The following is a 20,156-nucleotide window of genomic DNA, read 5'->3' as shown; positions in this document are numbered from 1 at the left end:
GAGAAAATGATGTGGCTACCAGGAGGTATCGGGACACTTCCGTATCTTACAAGAGGAAAAAGCAGAGCGATTAATGCAGAAAACAGAAGCGGAGAAAAGGGAAAAGGTGGCATGGCAGCAAGCCATCTTGGCCCGTCCAGAAAAGGAAGCCCCTGCCTGAAAGATGTGCAGTCTGGCGAGACAGTAGTATTGGGTGAAATTGATGGACCAGGCGTGATTGATCATATTTGGATTACAGTGGATAACAAAACCACAGAAGGTGATTGTTTTGTACTAAGAGATTTGGTGTTGAGAATGTATTGGGATGAAGAGAAAACACCATCGGTGGAAGTCCCTTTGGGAGATTTCTTCTGCTGCGGATTCGGACAGGAATGCTTTGTAAACTCCAGCGCAATTACGGTTGTTCCATCCAGAGGATTAAATTCATATTTCCAGATGCCTTTTCGAAAAAAGGCAAAGATTACTCTGGAAAATCAGCATGCGAATCCTATTCCGGCATTTTTCTATCAGATAGATTATTGCTTGTATGATGATTTGCCGGAACAAACTTCATATTTCCACGCCAGTTGGAGAAGACAGGCAATTACAGAGCTAGGGAAGGATTATGTGATTATTGATGAAATCAAAGGATGCGGGCAGTATATAGGAACGTATATTGCGTTATCGACCCTTCAGAGATATTGGTGGGGAGAAGGAGAAGTGAAGTTTTATATTGATGGAGATAAAGAGTATCCTACTATTTGCGGCACCGGTATGGAAGATTACTTTGGGGGATCATGGAGTTTTGCTTCACAGGAAAATGGCAGAACGGTAGAACACACTTACAGTACGCCGTATCTTGGGTACCCTTATTATTCTAATCATGATGAACTGATACATAATCCTTATCACAATGATGACTGTCCGCCAATGAGGGGATTTTATCGCTGGCATGTCATGGATCCGATTTTCTTTGAGCGTGATCTAAAAGTGACAGTGCAACAGATTGGTGTGGGATACAATGGATTGTTTGAACGTCAGGATGATGTATCAAGTGTAGCATACTGGTACCAGAGTGAACCACATCAGGAATTTGCAAAACTGATGGATAAAGAAAAAAGATGGCCAAGATAAAAATCCAACTATATTACCATTGAAGTTTAAGCCGCCCGATCGGGCGGCTTTCAGACTGTAGACAAAGTTGGTGCTGGAGTTTAACTCCAGCACCAACTTTTCTGTATGAATGGAATTTCTCGTTTCTTTTATTAAAGAGTGCAACATATCATATGCTTTCTGCTCCTTTTTTGCCAGGATTTTTGCCAGATTCTTTAAATTCATGCATGCGTATGTAAGCCCGACTTTCATTTCCATTCGCGCTTTTCCTTTATATTGTGTATATCGAAAACCATGTTGTTCTTTTGCGGTTCCGAAAATCCGCTCTATGGTTTCTTTACGTAAATCATAGATTTCTTTGTTCCCTATGGTATAACGGATATCCTCACATTTTTCTAAATACTCTGCCCATATATGACGTGTTACTATTTTTACATGCTCTTTGCTTTCGGTACATTTTGAAAGGCTAGGGCAGTTTTTACAATCCATACAGTTGCTTTTATATTCTCTATAACCTTCTCGATTTGTGGTAGAATATGTTAGGATTTTTCCTTCCGGACATATATAGCAATCATAGTATTCGTCGTATACATACTCATATTTTTTGAAGAATCCTTTTTTGTTTGCGGGCATTTGTATGGAAACAATGGTTCAATCTGGTCTTCTATCAAAAGATGTGCGATTGCCGGGGGTTTATATCCTGCATCCAAGACCATCATTTCCGGATGATATGATAGTAGCTTGTCATAAAGTGTCTTGAATGTCCGGCTATCATGTTCATTTCCAGGGTGAATGGAATATCCCAGAATCCAGCCATGTTTATCACAAGCGGTTTCAATCCCATATGCAAAAACATGTTTATGTTCTCCTTTACGAAACCACCCACTGTCTGGGTCACTTGTGCTGCTTTTTTGTGTTTTTGCTCCTTCCGGGAGGGCATCTTCTTCATTAGAAGGATTCCCGCCTCCTGTAGAAGGTGGAGTTTGGTTATGATCATCTTTATCTTTTAAAGGTTTTTTTCCGTGTGCTTTTCTATCTTCATTGATTTCTTTTTGTAATTCTTCCTCATACCAGAGAGCTTCTTGTTTTGCAATCCGCTTTCTCATTTTTTTGCTGTTTGCGCAAGCTTTTACGTGAGTAGCATCTGCAAAAATAACAGAAGTGTCCACTAGATGATGTTTCATACATTCTTCTAAGATATGCGAAAAAATCTGTTCAAACAGATCAGTATCTTTAAACCGGCGTGTATAATTTTTCCCAAACGTTGAAAAATGAGGGACTCCATCTAACATATCAAGACCCAGAAACCATCGGTAAGCAACATTTACTTCAATTTCTTTGATTGTCTGGCGCATACTTCGAATCCCATAAAGATACTGAATAAATACGATTTTAATTAATAAGACAGGATCCAAACTTGGTCGTCCATTGTCTGCACAATACTTATCTTCTACTAAGTCATAAATAAAGTTCCAGTCAATTGCTTTGTCAATTTTTCGGAGAAGATGGTCTCTAGGAACCATGTCATCCATACAAAACATGAGCATTTGTTCTCTTTTTTTATCAGCATCTCTTGTCATCATAAGCAATCCCTCCTGTTAAGATTATTATACCATGAAGGGAATAGACAACATAAAACTATCGCGTGGATAACATACACTTTTTCCTTGATAAATTAATTCTCTAAAAAAGAATTGTGGATAACTAAAACATAAGAAAAGCCCGGACTATCATCCGGGACTTTGTCTACAGTCTGTCTGCCCGGCGTTATGCCGGGCAGTTTTTATGCTGCTTCCAGCAGATGCTTTTCACACTCTCGCGGCTTTAAACTGTAAATAAAGTCCCAGACAAATGTGAAAGTATGCAGACAAGACTATTTACATACTCTGGACAAATTGATCAATGAAATAAATAGCAGCTCCTACTGCAGACGCTTCTGTTTTATAGTGACATACATGAATAAAATCCGCATTTTTTTCGAAAGGATTCCGTTTGGCTACTTTTTCTTTCAGTATATCAATATAATCGGTCATATATGCACCTACATATCCTCCGAGAACAATGTCATAATCATAACATACACGAAGGTTATTTACGCCTATGGCAAGATGATCCAAATAGTCATCGAATACGCGTTGATAACCAGTGTTCGTATCTAATTCTTCGAAAAATGCCTTCAAATTCCCATCACAAAAATCAGACAAAATAAGAGCAGAACAGTATGCATCGAGACATCCGCGTTGTCCACAGTAACATTTCTTACCGTTTGGAATGATACACATGTGACCGAATTCGGAAGCACGATGGTTATTACCTACGGAGATATATTTTCCGTTCATCGTAGCACCACCAACACTGTTGCTCAATGAAAGGTAGAGCATTGCCTGGTTGGAGTCGGAATTCCAGCTTTCCGCCAACCCGGCAGAATTGGCATCATTAAATAATAAGAAAGGATATGGCAGATGTTTTTCGATTCTGTCATAAATTCCTGGAAAGGTCTGGATAACAGTAGCATAAAAAATACTTTTGTTATCTGAATTAAAAATTACAGGCATGGATATTCCGACGCCCAGCAATTTATTTCTTGGAATAGAATGCATGTCTAACAGCTGTTCCAGTTCCTGGGAGATGTATTCATAATATTCATCAGAGTCCACGAAACGATAACGAATTCGCTTTTGAACGATCAGATTAATATCCAGATCGATGATAGCGATGGACAGGTGATTTTTAGTTATGTCTATTCCTATAGAATATCGTGCGTTTGGAACACAGCTTAATATATTGGCTTTTCTTCCGCCGGTGGAACTAAATGAGCCGGCATTGTAGATAAAACCATTATCTTTTAAGACATTCAACACGTTGGTAACAGTAGGAAGGCTAAGACCTAATGCGGAGGCTATATTTTGTCGGGAACTTTGCTTTTCGTGATAGATGATACGGTAAATATCTCCAGAGTATTTATTTTTGCATAATTCGTCAGTCAAGAAGACTTCCCTCCTTTTTTGAATAATTCGTAATTTATATATGTATACAATAGAATATTTGCGGAAAAACGTCAATGTGTTGTTGGGAAAAAGATACATTCATAAAAAAACTATAAAAGTAAGTTTTGTACAAAGATTAAAATAAGAATATAAATAAAAATAATTACGAAAGAATTGTTAAAAAAATAGCATAATAATGACAAAAAGAAGTATAAATTATACATAGTGCATAAATTCATAATAATAAAAATGTGCAAAAGAAATAAACTTTAATGAAAATATTGACTTAAGTGATGGTCGGATGTACACTTGTATTAAAGAAAAAGAAAAAAGGAGAGGAGGCTAGTTATGGAGGAGATTAAGATGAGAGTATCCGGAGTCGAGAAATCATTTCCGGGTGTAAAAGCTCTTAGTAACATTGAGTTTTCGGTACGTAAAGGTACGGTGCATGCTCTTTGTGGAGAAAATGGTGCCGGTAAATCTACATTAATGAAAATTATCATGGGTCTTTATCAGGCGGATAAGGGACAGATCTACATTGATGAAAAACCGGTAAGTATCAAGAACCCTATACAGGCGAGAGAAATGGGCATTTCCATGATTGCACAGGAATTGAATTATGTGCCGGAACTGTCCGTGGCAGAAAACCTGTTTTTAGGACGTCTTCCAGTTAATAAGTTCGGAAAGGTAAATTGGAAGAAGGTAAAAAAAGATGCAGCGCAGTTTTTGGCAGATGAAAAATTACCATATAAGCCTGAGCAAAAGTTAAAAGAATTGACGGTGTCAGATATTCAGATGCTGGAAATCATTAAGGCAATTACCAATAATGCAGAAATTGTTATTATGGATGAGCCGACATCTTCCATCAGCGAAAAAGAGGTTAAGCAGTTATTTGATAAAATTGCTGAGTTGAAAGCAAAGGGCGTTTCTATTATTTACATTTCTCATAAGATGGAAGAAGTATTCCAGATTGCAGATGACATTACCGTATTACGTGACGGAACAGTTGTTTCTACTGACCGGGCTGAGGATCTTGACCTTGATACGGTTATTTCCAGAATGGTAGGAAGACAGCTTTCTAATGTGTATCCAAAGGAAGATGTTAAGATTGGTGAAAAAGCACTCGAAGTAAAGAACTTTTCACAGGAAGGTATATTTGAAGATATTAATTTTTATGCACGTAAGGGTGAAATCGTAGGGTTTGCAGGACTTGTAGGCGCAGGACGTACAGAAACAATGCGAGCAGTATTTGGTCTGGATCCGCATTCGAAAGGACAGGTTTTCATTGATGGAAAAGAAGTACAGATCAAAAACCCTCAGGACAGTATCAAGAAGAAGTTGATCATGCTTTCAGAGAGCAGACGTGACGATGGAATTGTTCCTGTAAGAAGTGTTGCGGAAAATGCTACTCTGGCATCTTTGGAAAAGTACATATATGGAGGATATACGCATAAAGGGAAAGAATTAGAAGATGTAACATCTATGTTCGAGAAAATGAACGTAAAGACTCCTTCTCTGGATACGGAAATTTCAAAGCTTTCTGGTGGTAATCAGCAGAAAGTTCTTTTGGCAAGATGGATGCTTTGCGATCCGGAAGTCATGATTCTGGATGAACCTACAAGAGGTATTGATATTGGGGCAAAATTTGAAATTTATAAATTGATGACAGAGATCGTAAAAGAGGACAAAGCGGTAATCATGGTATCTTCTGAGTTGCCGGAGCTTATTGGTATGTGTGACAGAATCTATGTTATGTGCCAGGGTAGAATCTCCGGATGTATCAACAAAGAAGAGTTTTCTCAGGAAACAATTATGAAGCATGCAACCGGATTAATTGACCAAAGGTTAGAAGGAGTAGAGTAATGAAACAGAAAAAATCATATTATTTACAAAAATTTAGTATTTACATTGTACTGGTAATTTTGTTTATTGTTTGTAGCTTTATCAGCCCATATTTCTTACAGTACAGTAATCTGATTAATGTCAGCAGACAGTTGTGTGTAGGTATTCTGATTGCTTACGGTGAAATGCTTTTGATTGTCAGCGGATTCCTTGATCTGTCAGTAGGTTCAGTATTAGCTTTATCGGGTGTTCTTTCAGTATCTGTGTTTAAGAGTACCGGATCCATGGCTGCAGCATTTGCAGTTGCAATTGCTGTTGCGGTAGTATGTAACCTGATTAATGCAGTTTTTGTTGCAAATTTTAATGTTCCGGCATTTATCGCTACATTAGGTATGCAGCAGGCAGCCAGAGGTATTGCTCTTTATTATACAGGCGGACAGAATATTCTGCAGCTTGGGGACTATGTAAAAATTGGACAGGGAATGGTAGGACCGATTCCAATTCCGGTAATACTTATTATTCTGATTACAATTGTAATCTGGTACATTGTCAATAATACAAGATATGGTCGAGGAATTTACGCAATTGGCGGAAGCAGAAGTGCAGCAGAGGCAAGTGGTATTAATTCTAAGAAGAGTATTTATACATCTTATATTATCAATGGTATTTTGGTTGGTATCGCAGGTATGATCTTCATGGCAAGAAATAATGCCGGCCTTCCAAACGGCGCTATCGGATATGAAATGACAGGTCTTACGGCAGCTATCGTTGGTGGAACATCATTTACAGGTGGCATTGGTACAGTAAGCGGAACAATCGCCGGTGCGTTTATTATCGGATTCCTTGAGAATGTAATGAACCTTATTGGTGTAAACTCTTACATTCAGCAGGTAATCGAAGGTACGATCATTGTACTTGCAGTCGCATTTGATGTAGTAAGTAAATCAAAAAAATCCCAGAAAGTTATCATCGTTAAAGAAGAGAAAGATGATAGTGAAAAGAAACAAAAAGTCAAGTAAATCTTTGTTAATAAATATGTGCACGAAAAGTGTAAATAAATGAACATCTTTCAAAAGGAGGAAGAAAGTATGAAGAAAATGAAAAAGTTACTGGCAGCATTATTATGTGTAATGATGGTGTGCTCATTAGCAGCTTGCTCTGGCAGCAGTGAAAGCTCTGATGAGGGAGAAAGCAAAGAGGGCGGCACAAAAAAAGTTTGCTTTGTAGCACGTGCCAGTGCAGACACATTCGCAGCATGGTTAACGTCCGAAATGAAGAAAAGTGCAGAAGAGTACTCTGATATCTTCACATTGGACTGCGTAAGTGGTGAAGGCGACGACAACACAGAAAACGGGCTGTTAGAGGACTGTATCACAAAGGGATATGACCTTGTAATTGTACAGTCTAACAACAATGCAGCACAGGCTCCATATGTACAGCAGCTTGTAGATGCAGGTATCCCGGTAATCACAACGAATCCAACAACACATCAGGGTGACTTGGACGGCTCTGATAGCACAGACGTTATGGAAGGAACTGGAACAGTCGATGCAGATCCTGTAGAGCAGGCAGCTGTTGGTGCAAAACGTGCAGTAGAAGAAATTCCGGAAAATGCTAATGTTGTAGTATTAAAAGGACCTTCAGGAAACTATCATGCTGATAAGAGAAGAGAAGCATGGGATACATATTTCTTTTCAGAGCGTCCGGACGTAACAATCCTTGGCGAAGATTTTGCAAACTGGAACAGTGATGAAGCTCTGGCACTTATGGAAGCATGGGTTCAGAAAGGAACACACATCGATGCAATCATCGCTATGAACGATAACATGGCAGCCGGTGCAATCGAAGCAATCAAAGGAAATGAAGAATATGTAAAAGCAGACGGAACAACAACATTCTATGCTTATGGTGTTGACGGAACAGCTCAGGGATGCCTACTTATCAGAGATGGTCTTCTTACATGTACAGCTCTTCAGGGAGCAAATGATATTGCTAAAATGAACATGGCATATGCAGCAAAAGTATTATCTGGTGAAATGGATATTACAGAAGTAAACGACTTTGTCGATGCACCTGAAATTAATATTGATAACGTAGAAGAATATATCAAGATGTATATTGAGAATGGTGAGATTGACGAATAATAAACGGACAAGTTAACAGATTAGTCATTCTTGTAGCGGAAGTTTATGCCTGGCAGGAGTTTCCTGCTGGGCATATTAAAAAAAGGAGAGACGAGATATGAAAATGCAGAAAGGTGCTTTCATGAGAGGCACAGACAAAATGATTATTAAAGAAATCGAAGTACCAGAAGTTGGAGAGAAGGAAGTGCTTGTACAGCTTGAATATGTTGGAATCTGTGGATCTGATGTTCATTATTTCCATCATGGAAACTGTGGAGCATACAAAGTTAATTTGGAAGAAGATTATATGCTTGGTCATGAGTGTGCTGGTACTGTTGTTAAAGTAGGCGCAAACGTAAAAGACTTGAAGGTTGGAGATAAGGTTGCTCTTGAACCGGGAATCACATGTGGGCAGTGTGAGTTTTGTAAAGCCGGAAAATATAATCTTTGTCCGGATGTAGTATTTCTTGCAACTCCTCCGGTGCAGGGATGTTATGAAGAGTACATTGCATTTCCGGAGAATATGTGTTTTAAACTGCCCGAGAATATGACAACCAAAGAAGGCTGTCTGATTGAACCATTGTCTGTTGGATTCCATGCAGCAAACCAAGGCGATGTTCAGGTTGGTGAAAGCGTAGTGATTCTTGGAGCCGGATGTATTGGACTGGTAACTCTTCTTGCTTGTAAAGCACATGGAGCAGGAAATATTATCGTTGCTGATATCGTAGATGCACGTCTTGAGAAAGCAAAAGAACTGGGAGCAACTCATGTAATTAACAGTAAAGAAGTGAATGCGCTTGAAGAAATTGCAAGGTTAACAGGTGGAAAAGGTGCAGATAAAGTATTCGAGACAGCAGGTTCTCCGATCACGATTGCACAGACTGCTTTTGCCGTAAAACGTGGAGGAACGATTACTCTTGTCGGACTTTCTGCGCAGGAAGAGATTAATTACAACTTTGCTCAGATTATGGATAAAGAGGCAACCATCAAATCTGTATTCCGTTATAGAAACATTTATCCGAAGGCAATTGAGGCTGTTTCTGCCGGCGCAATCGATGTAAACGGTATTGTGACTCATGAGTTTGATCTGGAACATATTCAGGAAGCGTTTGAAGAAGCGATTAACAATAAAACAGATCTTGTAAAAGCTGTAATTAAAATAAAATAGATAAAGTAAGACAGATGGAGTTCTCAGGAGGATTAATATGTTATACATAGGAGTGGATCTTGGTACATCGGCAGTAAAGCTTTTGTTGATGGATGCAGAAGGAGATATTAAAAATATTGTATCTAAAGAATATCCGCTGTATTTTCCGCATCCTGGATGGTCAGAGCAAAGCCCAGAGGACTGGTTTGCGCAGACGATGGAGGGAATCAAGGAATTAACAGCAGAAGTAGATAAGTCAGAAGTGGCAGGAATCAGTTTTGGCGGACAAATGCATGGTCTGGTAACGTTAGACAAAAATGATTGTGTCATCCGTCCGGCGATTCTCTGGAATGATGGGAGAACAGGAAAAGAAACAGATTACCTGAATCGGGTGATTGGAAAAGATAAATTATCTGAATATACGGCAAATATCGCATTTGCCGGATTTACTGCTCCAAAGATTCTATGGATGAAAGAGAATGAACCGGAGAATTTTGCGAAAGTTGTAAAGATCATGCTTCCGAAAGATTATCTGGCATATAAGCTTTCGGGTACATTCTGTACAGATGTTTCGGATGCTTCCGGTATGCTCCTGCTGGATGTGAAAAATCGCTGCTGGTCTAAAGAAATGATTGAAATATGCGGCATTTCAGAGGATATGCTTCCAAAACTTTTTGAAAGCTATGAAGTGGTAGGTACACTGAAAAAAGAAATTGCAGAAGAACTTGGATTAAAAGAATCTGTAAAAGTAATTGCCGGTGCAGGAGATAATGCGGCAGCAGCCGTGGGAACAGGTACTGTAGGGGATGGCAGATGCAATATATCACTGGGAACATCGGGGACGCTTTTTGTGTCAAGCAAAAAGTTTGGTGTAGATGAATATAATGCGCTGCATTCATTTGACCATGCTGACGGCAACTATCACCTGATGGGATGCATGTTGAGTGCGGCATCCTGTAATAAATGGTGGTCAGAAGAAATATTAAAGACAAAGGATTTTGCTGCAGAACAAAAAGAGATTCATAAGCTGGGAGAAAACACTGTTTTCTATCTTCCTTATTTGATGGGAGAGCGTTCTCCGCACAACAATCCGAAGGCGAGAGCAATGTTTATTGGAATGTCTATGGATACGACCAGAGCAGATATGACACAGGCAGTATTGGAAGGCGTTACTTTTGGATTGAGAGATTCTCTGGAAGTGGCAAGAAACCTGGGAATTCATATTGAGCGAACGAAAATCTGCGGAGGTGGTGCGAAGAGCCCACTTTGGAAGAAAATGGTAGCCAATATCATGAATATGAAAGTGGATGTCATTGAAAGTGAAGAAGGACCGGCATTAGGAGCTGCAATGTTGGCAGCGGTAGGATGCGGAGAATATCCTTCTGTAGAAGCAGCCGCAGAGAAAATCGTAAAGATTATTGCCACTATTGAGCCGGAAGAAGAACTCGTTGCAAAATACGAAGAGAAATATCAGAAATTTAAACAGATATATCCTACGGTAAAAGGTTTATATGAGTTATAAAAAATGTTACCCCACATTGATTAAGAAATTAAATGTGGGGTACTTTTTATGTAATAGGAAATTTCTACTGCCTTTTTAGTTTAATTATACAGAAGTGTCTGCTGAAAAAGTAAGCTGTACTGCAAATTCGTGATTCTTTGAGAGTGTGAAACTTTTTCTGTAAAATAGCATTTAGAAGGTTCTTCTATGATAAAATAAAAATCATAGGAGGGCCTTTTATTATGGCAAGACAAAAGAAACCTGTACACAGAGTACAAATGACAGAAGGAAAACGGAATATTATTCATCAGCTCTTGGAGGAATATGATATTCAGACAGCTGAAGATATCTAGGATGCATTAAAAGATCTGCTGGGCGGAACCATCAAAGAAATGATGGAAGCTGAAATGGATAATCATCTTGGATATGAGAAATCCGAGCGTTCGGACAATGACGATTATCGCAATGGCTACAAGCGGAAACGTGTAAACAGCAGTTATGGAGCTATGGAGATTGAAGTTCCCCAAGACAGAAAATCTACTTTTGAACCTCAGGTAGTAAAGAAACGTCAGAAAGATATTTCTGACATTGATCAGAAGATCATCTCCATGTATGCCAAAGGGATGACTACAAGACAGATATCTGAGACGATTGAGGACATCTACGGTTTTGAGACATCAGAAGGATTTATTTCAGATGTTACAGACAAGATCCTGCCACAGATTGAAGACTGGCAGAATCGACCGTTAGACGAGGTATATCCAATCTTGTACATCGATGCCATTCATTATTCTGTCCGTGACAATGGTGTAATCCGCAAGCTGGCAGCCTATATCATTCTTGGCATCAATACTGAAGGGAAGAAAGAGGTATTAACAATCAATGTTGGAGATAATGAGAGTTCGAAATACTGGCTCTCCGTGTTAAATGAGCTAAAAAATCGAGGTGTAAAAGATATCTTAATTCTCTGTGCAGATGGTCTTACTGGAATAAAGGAAGCAATTGCGGCAGCATTTCCGAAAACAGAATATCAACGTTGCATCGTTCATCAGGTTCGAAATACCCTGAAATACGTTCCGGATAAAGACAGGAAAGCTTTTGCAACTGATTTAAAGACGATTTATCAGGCGGCTGATGAGAAAAAAGCACTGGCAGCCCTTGAGAGAGTGACTGAGAAATGGACTCCAAAATATCCGAATTCCATGAAACGATGGAAAGATAACTGGGATGCTATCTCTCCGATTTTCAAGTTTTCAGCAACCGTCAGAAAGGTCATTTATACGACCAATGCTATTGAATCGTTGAATTCAACCTATCGGAAGCTCAATCGCCAAAGAAGCGTATTTCCGAGCGATACAGCACTGCTGAAAGCCTTGTACCTGGCAACCTTTGAAGCAACAAAAAAGTGGACTTCCACAATCCGGAACTGGGGACAGGTCTATGGAGAGCTAAGTATTATGTACGAAGGACGTCTTCCAGAATAGGCAATAATCCATCGCTAAAACAGGCGGCAGAACCGCCTGCTCTTGACATGCGTTTTAGTAACTGTTATATATAAACCAAGGGCGAAAAGCTGATATTTCAAGCCTTTCGCCCATCATTATCATAGAAGGATCTAATTTACAGACTTTTCTTCATAGTCTCGATTCTTTTCAGAATAAAGAATTCTCCCGTTAAGAAGAGATATCATTTTTTCAACACTTCTCAATCCAATATGATTGCTTTCTATACTGGAATGTTCTGTTTTTATTCTGTTTTTAAGCAGAATTTTTAATTCTTGTGTGTTATATGTAAGGCTGATGCGCACCAGTTCCGATTTGTCTCCATATTTTAGGATGTTGGAAAATAGATTGTTGAAAATTCGGTTTATCATTGTTGCATCGCCGATAAAATAAGGTGTATTTCGGGAACCTTCCGGGAGTGATTCCACTTCACATGCTAATCCGGCAAGATGGATAAATTCAATATTTTCTTTTAAACATTCATGAAGAAATGAAAAATCGAAAGACTCTAAACAGGGAGTCTCGGATTCTTCGAAAATTAGAGCATATTCAAACATCCGATCTGTCATCTCTTTGATATCTTCTGTTTTTTGAAGACAACGGTTTAGATACTCTTCCTGCATATCGGGGGATTTCTTCAGTTTTAACACTTCCAGGTATCCGGTCAGAATTGTGAGAGGAGTCCTGAGATCGTGAGATATAGCTGTGATCAGATCCTGATTTGCCTGGCGGCTTTCTTGTTCCTGCCGGATAGTATCGTCTAATGTGATGCGAAGTTTGTCCAGTTCTGCAGCCAGGATATCAATTATATCGGTCAGTTAAATTGAAATAAGGCTGTAGTTTTTCTATAGCGTCAGTATCTTCTTCCGATTTAGGAATCTCATATTTTACGGCTTCGTTAAGAAGTTCATCAAACAAATCTTCATTACCCTGAGGCGGTGCAAAATGGAAAATCGGATTGATGAATTCATAGGCAGTCCATTTGTTATACCAGAGAAATTGAAAAAGCGAGTAACATATGATACCCGTTAAGAAACATTACCTCCTGATTTAGTAGTTTTATTATAACAATTATTAGGAAATATGTAGAAAATCTTAAGAAAGATTAAGGTAGGATTGAGGAAAAACTTAAGGGGATTTTGTTACAGTATACAGCGAGGTGATGAGAATGCAGTATGAGATGATTCGTTATGTGTTTGCCGGTGTCTGTACTACTGGGGTAAATATTGGAGTGTTTTCGGTATTAAGGTATGGAACTGGGTGTGGGATGCAGCCTGCCAACGTAATTGCTGTTTTGACCGCAATTGTATTTGCATTTGTTGTGAATAAATACTTCGTTTTCAGGCAGAAAGAAAAGGAATATATCGTAAAAGAATGCATCCGTTTTGTTGGGATGCGAGGGATATCCTTGTTCGCAGAGGTCTGGGGAATGTATTTGTTTACAGAAGAATTACGAATATCAGAGATGGTTTCAAAAGCAGCACTTCAATTTGTTGTAATTGTGATGAATTATGTTCTGAGCAAATGTTATATATTCCGGAAACAGGAGGTGTAAAGGTGAAAAAATTAACTGTAATTGTGCCATGCTATAATGAGCAGGAGACATTGCCGATTTATTATAAAGAAATGTGTAAGATTATGCTCCAGATGCAGGATGTGGATACGGAACTGTTGTTTGTGGATGATGGATCTACAGATGGAACGTTATCGGTAATGAAAGATCTGCATACTTTAGATGAAAGATGCCAGTATTTATCTTTTTCCAGAAATTTTGGGAAAGAGGCGGCAATTTATGCAGGATTGAAAAATGCAGACGGTGATTATGTGGCGATTATGGATGTGGATCTTCAGGATCCACCGGAACTTTTGCCCAAAATGTATCAGATATTGGAGAAAGAGGGATATGACAATGTTGCTACCAAACGTTCTACGAGAACCGGGGAGCCCAAGATCCGTTCCTTTTTATCAGAGTCTTTCTATAAATTTATCAATCGGATCTCTAAGACAGAGATTGTGAACGGAGCAAGAGACTATCGGCTAATGAAGCGCAAGATGGTGGATGCTGTGCTGGAGATGAGTGAGTATAATCGTTTTTCAAAGGGGATTTTTGAATGGGTTGGATTCCGTACAAAGTGGTTGGAATATGAGAATGTTGAGCGATCCGCAGGAGAGACAAAATGGTCGCTTCGTAAATTATTTACATATTCTTTGGAAGGAATTATGGGCTTTTCCGTTGCTCCGCTTTCGCTTGCATCCATCATCGGGCTTTTGTTTTGCGTGCTATCATTTCTTATGATTTTTGTGATTATAGTTCGAACAGCAGTATGGGGAGATCCGGTAGATGGATGGCCGTCTCTTGTCTGTATTACATTTATGGTTGGAGGTGTACAGCTTCTCTGTACAGGAATTGTCGGACAGTATCTGGCAAAAACTTATCTGGAAACAAAGCATCGCCCGATTTATATCCTGAAGGATTCAAGTGAGGAGAGTTGCAATGGAGAAAAAGGTTAAGACAAAACTGCCATATTTCATCCTGGCCCTGTTAGTGCTGTTTTTTTGCTGGCTGTTTTGTATCAGAAATGGTGTCTTCGGTTCGAGAGTTGACTGGATCAGTCAGCATAGTGTGTTCCCGGAGTATTTTCGGCAACTGTTTTATGATACAGGTCAGTTTTTCCCGGAATTTGCTGCGAATATCGGAGGGGGACAAAACATTTACAATTTTTCTTACTATGGATTATACAGCCCGGTCGTATTAATTTCTTATCTGTTTCCCTGTGTAGAGATGGGAACATATCTCATGGCAGCGATGATGATTCATTTGGTGATTGCTTTGTTACTGTTTTACCGATGGCTGCTTCACAGAGGAATTTCACATTATATCAGCTTTTTCGTATCAGTATTATTCCTGTTGTCCGGACCGATGATTTATCATTCTTATAACCAGATCATGTTTGTGAATTACATGCCCTTTTTATGTATGGCGCTGATTGGTGTTGACCGGTATTTTGAAAAGCGAAAAGCAGGAATCTATACATTGAGTGTATGGATGATGATTTTGACAAGTTTTTATTTTAGTATCGGAGGGATGCTTGTTCTTGTAATATATGGTATTTCCCGGTATGTGGAAAGAAAGGAAATATCACAGGAAAGAATCAGAGTTCGGACATTTTTATGGGATGGCATTCAGTTCCTCTTTCCGATGTTGATTGCCGTGCTGATGAGTGCGGTACTGCTGGTGCCGACGGCATGTGTTCTTATGAATGGAAGAACCGGCGGAACACCGGTATCATTCTGGAAGCTGTTTATTCCGGATATACAGATCTTCCGGTTTGTGTATGCACCATACGGAATCGGATTGACGACACTTGTAATTACAGTTTTGATCTCCGGCTTAACATATAGAAAGAGAAACGAAAGGTGGCTGCATATTGGTTGTATTATAATATTAAGCGTGCCTCTTTTTGCATGGCTGTTGAATGGCGGTCTTTATATTCGTGATAAAGTGGTGATACCGTTTCTTCCATTGTTATGCTATCTGATTGCAAAATATATGGAAAAGCAGAGAACAGGTGAGATTCCTTTTTTGACAGGGTTGCTTCCGTTTCTTTTTACGATTTTGTTGATTGGTATAAAAAAAGAACAGATTGGGAACAAGGAATACTGGATATTATTGCTTATTGATGCGATCATCATGGCAGTCTGTTTTTTGATATGCTATTGGAAAAAATGTATGCAGTTTCTCGTTCTGCCACCGCTTATCTTTTTAACTGTTTATGGTGTAATGCTTCATGAGAGTGCAGATATGTCCATTGATCCGGCTTTCTATGAGCAGGTGACAGATAAAAATATACAAACCACAATCGAGGAGATAGCGGAACAAGAAACAGGGTTTTACCGGATGGAACAAAGTGGAACCGCTGCAGAAGATGCGGCCAATATAAATCGTATCTGGTCTGTGGATCAATATATATCTTCCATATATTCCTCTGTGTATCATGAAGCATATCAGGATTTCCGAACAGAAACATTTCAAACAGAGCAGCCATATAGAAATATGTTTATGCAGTCGAGCTCTAAAAATCCCATATTCCAAAGAGTTATGGGAATCAAATACATAATTTCTGACACGGAAGTCCCCGGATCTGAAAAAATTGCGGAGAACGTGTATGAAAATAAAGACGTTTTACCGATTGCGTATGTGACAAAACGGTTGATATCAGAAGAAGAGTATCGCAAATTAGAATTTCCTTATAATCAACTTGCATTGCTTGATTATGCAGTGGTGGAGAGTGAAACAGGTGAGCCTGTAGATAAGAAAAATTGGAGCGCGGGACTTCAGAAACTGGATCTGTTATTTGAAGATAAGAAAATCCAGTCACAGGAAAGCGTTGATCATACCGTGGAGATTCCCGAAGCAAATGAAGGAGATCTGTTTTTCCTGCAATTTAAAGTAAATAATCATTGCCCTTCAAAAGATGTGTCGATATGGGTGGAAGGAATCCGCAATAAGCTGACGGCCAATACACATATTTATTACAATGCAAATGAAGAATTTACTTATGCAATTCCACTAAAGGAAGGGCAGACAAAGATAGACATAAGGTTTGGGGCGGGTGATTATGAGATTGACCATTTGAACAGTTATATATGGAAGGAAACGACTTTGGAAGATCAACGAAATGAACTTGTTCAGTCGGAATTTCAGATGGATAAAGAGGAGACAAAAGGAAATGTTATTAAAGGAATCGTGGAAGGAGATAAAGATGGTTATCTGATTACATCGATTCCTTATGATGAAAATTTTGAGATATTAATAGACGGCAAAGAAACAGAATATGAGAAGGTGAATACTGCATTTCTTGGCATGAAAGTGCAGGAAGGAAAACATGAGATTGAGATGATTTATCATGCACCGGGAGTGATGATAGGAAAAATATTGAGTATGATAGGAGTGGTAGTACTTTTTTCATTAAATGTAGTAATGAAAAGAAGAAGATATGAAAGGTACATTATATAGCTGGCATATGAAATTCCGTTTTTTTGAGGAAAGTAAGCGGGTTCATTTTTATTTTGCTTTGACAATCCGTTATATGGTGGTGAAGTACATTTTGAGACACAGGATAACTGGTTTGTTGTGAAAATATTAATTCTGATGACACTGTAAAAGTGCTTTATTATGCTTTTTCTTCATGATTTTTACCTCTCGTCACTTGACTGGCAAGTACCGCCGCAAGAAAGATCCATACTCCCATCTGAATACACATATTCGTCATCAATACCTTCAGAAAAGCAATCCCGATCATTGCCGCCGGTGCATACTTTGCATAATCCGTAATCAGCACTGCCATCTGGCTTTCCCCTGAGAACTGAACAATCGGAAGATACGTAACAACAAGGCCCAGAACCAAACCTGCCAGAATTTCGCTTATAATCGGAGGTGTCTTTATGGAAAACTTTTCAAACCATTCTTCGGATTTCTCAAAGAAAAGACCAAGTATGATGCCGCAGATAAGATAGACAATGATCATTGCAATATCCCACTTATCAGGCCTTGCTTTTCCAAAGCTTGGGAACCCTTCCGAAACCTTTCCAAACAGATGATTTAACAAAGTCAGAATTCCAAGGGAAGATACAATGGAAATAGCATATATAAGGAGTTTCGAATTGGAGCCCATCTTTTCCTGGTCATCTGAAAAGGCAGATCATCGTTTTCAACAGCAGAGAAAAATCCGAAAAGAAGCGAAGAGAAGAGAATCGACAAAGAAACTGCCATGCCGGCTTTTGAATATAAATTCGCGCTCTTATCTGCAAACTTAAGGTTTTCATTTACCCAACATCCAAGGGCAACGATGACTCCAACCATTCCGGCTTCCGGACCTACGCTGCTGCCCAAAATGAGTGGAAGAATGGCAGCCGTCAGAAGAACAATAATCTTACGGTACGGATAAGTTCCTGCCTGCTTTACCGTTCCGATTACCGTTTTCATCGTCTGGGGATAATCTCCGAAATGTTTTCTTCATAAGATCATACGTCCACCTTGTTATTCTTATTGTCGTGTAAAGAATTGCTACGGTTTCTAAGATTATACAATAAACTGTTAATTTTGTCACTAGAACAAAAAGGTATGCTATAATGATTACATGAACAGAGGCTGAATGAATAATGGAGGTATAAGTATGCGAAACCATGAGGTAACAAAAGTGCAGCCTTTATTGAAATCGGATGGCAGTCTTACCGAGCTTGGATGGGCGAAGCAGCAATTCTGGCAGTATGACCGGACCAAAATCAAGGCGCCTCGGTTCCGAATCAAGGAATGGGATTATTATCTGGTGTTAAATGAAGATTTTGCAGGGGCGTTTACGATATCAGATGACGGATATATAGGTCTTCAGTCGGTCTCTCTTTTAAATTTCAAAGAGGGATGGGAGCATACACAGACGATTCTGAATCCATTTCCGATGGGCAAGTTTCATCTGCCACAGTCATCCGATGCCGGGGATACGGTATACAAGGATAAACGGCTCCATATGGAATTTCAGGTGAGGGATGGAAAACGGCGGATCGGATGTCAGTTTAAGAATTTTTATCAGGGCAAACCGTTTTCATGCAGTATCGTATTGGAACAGCCGAAGATGGATACCATGGTCATTGCAACTCCGTGGAAAGAGAAGAAGACGGCGTTTTATTATAATCAGAAGATAAATTGTATGCCTGCGAGTGGCACGATGACCTTTGATGGGAAGACTTACACTTTTTCGAAGGAAACAGATTTTGGAACGCTTGACTGGGGACGTGGTGTCTGGACGTATGATAACCGATGGTACTGGGGATCCGGGAACACCGTGTTAAATGGAAAGCCGTTTGGATTCAATATAGGGTATGGCTTCGGGGATACTACTGCGGCATCTGAAAATATGCTGTTCTACGATGGCACTGCACATAAGTTGGACGATGTGACGTTCCACATTCCAGAAGACAGTTATATGAAGCCGTGGACATTTTCATCCAGTGATGGGCGGTTTGAGATGGACTTTGTGCCAGTGCTTGACCGTGCGGCAAGGACTGCGGCAGTCATTATAGAGACGGATCAGCATCAGGTGTTTGGAAGAATGAGCGGTAAGGCGGTGCTGGATGACGGAACGGTGCTGGAGATAAAAGACGTCATGTGCTTTGCAGAAAATGTACATAACAGGTATTAGATGGATCATCGACAAAATCATTGTATTTATTTCAAAGGTATGCTATACTAACATATAGATAATTACTAGGAGAAAATGAGCGAAGTGATTATATAGTTTTCTATATATAGCTTTGCTCTTTTTTATTGCATGAAAGATAGATGCTATAGATAAAAACATATTCAGGAAGAAGGTTGTATATGATGTATACGCATGAAGAGATATTGGAAGCAATTGAAGATAATCCGATCATTACAGCGGTCAAAGATCAGGAAGGACTGGAGACATGTCTTAAGACAGAATCAAAGATCGTATTTATATTATATGGAGATATCTGCAATATTGGAAAGATTGTAAAGAAGGTAAAAGATGCACACAAGATTGCAATTGTACATATGGATTTGCTGGGCGGGATTGGAAGTAAAGAAATCGCAGTAGATTTTATGAAAGAACAGACCCGGGTAGATGGCATTATCTCCACAAGACTTACGTTGTTAAAAAGAGCAAAGGAATTAGGAATGTTTACCGTATTTCGTGTGTTTATACTGGATTCGATGGCCTTGAAAAATATATCAAAACAAGCAGAACAGGCAAAGCCAGACATTATGGAGATATTACCGGGAATCATGCCAAAGATTACACAGCAGATTGTTCAAAAAATATCAGTACCGATTATCTGCGGTGGCCTGATTTCTGATAAGGAAGATATTATAGGAGCTATTTCCGCAGGGGCAGCAGCAATTTCATCTACAAATCCAAATGTTTGGAAGTTATAGAAAGGGGA

At 39.3% G+C, this 20,156-nt stretch carries 15 protein-coding genes and 2 pseudogenes; 12 read left to right on the top strand and 5 right to left on the bottom strand.

Features of this window, described 5'->3' with window-relative positions; all coding sequences use genetic code 11:
* The first annotated feature begins 6 nt into the window (after positions 1–6).
* The gene (locus tag ABE613_RS08085; RefSeq protein ID WP_510182351.1) at positions 7–1,113 is read left to right on the top strand and encodes a glycoside hydrolase family 172 protein; all 1,107 of its coding nucleotides are present in this window, start codon (positions 7–9) and stop codon (positions 1,111–1,113) included.
* Here the strand turns inward: ABE613_RS08085 and ABE613_RS08080 are convergent.
* Together ABE613_RS08080 and ABE613_RS08075 are read right to left on the bottom strand one after the other, a co-directional pair.
* Positions 1,030–2,675 (bottom strand): annotated as a pseudogene (locus ABE613_RS08080) (IS1182 family transposase). The gene ABE613_RS08085 and the pseudogene ABE613_RS08080 sit on opposite strands and share 84 nt — an antisense overlap.
* Positions 2,676–2,969: 294 nt before the next feature.
* Positions 2,970–4,079 (bottom strand): ROK family transcriptional regulator, encoded by a 1,110-nt coding sequence (locus ABE613_RS08075; protein ID WP_347376125.1) that lies wholly within the window; start codon positions 4,077–4,079, stop codon positions 2,970–2,972.
* A gap of 348 nt (positions 4,080–4,427) precedes the next feature.
* On the opposite strand from ABE613_RS08075, the gene ABE613_RS08070 reads away from it, so the two are divergent.
* From ABE613_RS08070 to ABE613_RS08045, 6 genes and pseudogenes are all read left to right on the top strand, one after another.
* Positions 4,428–5,942 carry a sugar ABC transporter ATP-binding protein gene (locus ABE613_RS08070; RefSeq protein ID WP_347376124.1) on the top strand — a complete coding sequence of 505 codons (1,515 nt, stop codon included), beginning with the start codon at positions 4,428–4,430 and terminating at the stop codon, positions 5,940–5,942.
* A complete protein-coding gene (locus ABE613_RS08065) occupies positions 5,942–6,940 on the top strand; it encodes an ABC transporter permease (protein ID WP_347376123.1) in 999 nt (332 codons plus the stop codon). Before ABE613_RS08070 ends, ABE613_RS08065 begins: the two co-directional genes overlap by 1 nt.
* Before the next feature lie 69 nt (positions 6,941–7,009).
* Positions 7,010–8,065, top strand: coding sequence for a sugar ABC transporter substrate-binding protein (locus ABE613_RS08060; protein ID WP_347376122.1), 1,056 nt, complete (start codon positions 7,010–7,012; stop codon positions 8,063–8,065).
* 97 nt (positions 8,066–8,162) lie between these two features.
* Positions 8,163–9,212 carry an NAD(P)-dependent alcohol dehydrogenase gene (locus tag ABE613_RS08055; protein WP_347376121.1) on the top strand — a complete coding sequence of 350 codons (1,050 nt, stop codon included), beginning with the start codon at positions 8,163–8,165 and terminating at the stop codon, positions 9,210–9,212.
* A 37-nt stretch (positions 9,213–9,249) separates the two neighbouring features.
* Complete coding sequence (gene xylB, locus ABE613_RS08050; protein ID WP_347376120.1) at positions 9,250–10,713, top strand: xylulokinase; 1,464 nt, start codon at positions 9,250–9,252, stop codon at positions 10,711–10,713.
* 221 nt (positions 10,714–10,934) lie between these two features.
* Positions 10,935–12,176: pseudogene (locus ABE613_RS08045) on the top strand (IS256 family transposase).
* A 131-nt stretch (positions 12,177–12,307) separates the two neighbouring features.
* Here ABE613_RS08045 and ABE613_RS08040 read toward each other — a convergent pair.
* Entirely contained in the window at positions 12,308–12,862 is a 555-nt protein-coding gene (locus ABE613_RS08040; protein WP_347376141.1) for a sensor histidine kinase, read from the bottom strand.
* 500 nt (positions 12,863–13,362) lie between these two features.
* On the opposite strand from ABE613_RS08040, the gene ABE613_RS08035 reads away from it, so the two are divergent.
* The 3 genes from ABE613_RS08035 to ABE613_RS08025 are packed head-to-tail and all read left to right on the top strand — an operon-like array spanning position 13,363 to position 17,211.
* Positions 13,363–13,749 carry a GtrA family protein gene (locus ABE613_RS08035; protein WP_347376119.1) on the top strand — a complete coding sequence of 129 codons (387 nt, stop codon included), beginning with the start codon at positions 13,363–13,365 and terminating at the stop codon, positions 13,747–13,749.
* Positions 13,719–14,705, top strand: a complete 987-nt coding sequence (locus ABE613_RS08030; RefSeq protein WP_510182350.1) for a glycosyltransferase family 2 protein — start codon at positions 13,719–13,721, stop codon at positions 14,703–14,705. Before ABE613_RS08035 ends, ABE613_RS08030 begins: the two co-directional genes overlap by 31 nt.
* On the top strand, positions 14,689–17,211 hold the full coding sequence (locus ABE613_RS08025) for a YfhO family protein (protein WP_347376117.1): 2,523 nt from the start codon (positions 14,689–14,691) through the stop codon (positions 17,209–17,211). Before ABE613_RS08030 ends, ABE613_RS08025 begins: the two co-directional genes overlap by 17 nt.
* A 157-nt stretch (positions 17,212–17,368) precedes the next feature.
* On the opposite strand, the gene ABE613_RS08020 is transcribed toward ABE613_RS08025, so the two are convergent.
* The gene (locus ABE613_RS08020; protein ID WP_347376116.1) at positions 17,369–17,803 is read right to left on the bottom strand and encodes a chloride channel protein; all 435 of its coding nucleotides are present in this window, start codon (positions 17,801–17,803) and stop codon (positions 17,369–17,371) included.
* A 2-nt stretch (positions 17,804–17,805) separates the two neighbouring features.
* On the bottom strand, positions 17,806–18,180 hold the full coding sequence (locus ABE613_RS08015) for a chloride channel protein (protein WP_347376115.1): 375 nt from the start codon (positions 18,178–18,180) through the stop codon (positions 17,806–17,808).
* Positions 18,181–18,370: 190 nt separating this feature from the next.
* Between ABE613_RS08015 and ABE613_RS08010 the strand changes: the two genes are divergently transcribed.
* Positions 18,371–19,393: a DUF2804 domain-containing protein gene (locus ABE613_RS08010; RefSeq protein WP_235234250.1), complete on the top strand. Its 1,023-nt coding sequence runs from the start codon at positions 18,371–18,373 to the stop codon at positions 19,391–19,393.
* A gap of 182 nt (positions 19,394–19,575) precedes the next feature.
* Positions 19,576–20,148, top strand: a complete 573-nt coding sequence (locus ABE613_RS08005) for a glycerol-3-phosphate responsive antiterminator (RefSeq protein WP_235234252.1) — start codon at positions 19,576–19,578, stop codon at positions 20,146–20,148.
* Positions 20,149–20,156: the final 8 nt, after the last annotated feature.

Origin of the sequence: Dorea chungnamensis, assembly GCF_039832125.1 — a bacterium.
GTDB lineage: Bacteria > Bacillota > Clostridia > Lachnospirales > Lachnospiraceae > JAFBIX01.
Note: the sequence above shows the minus strand (reverse complement) of the source record. Positions and strands in the feature narration are given on the sequence as shown.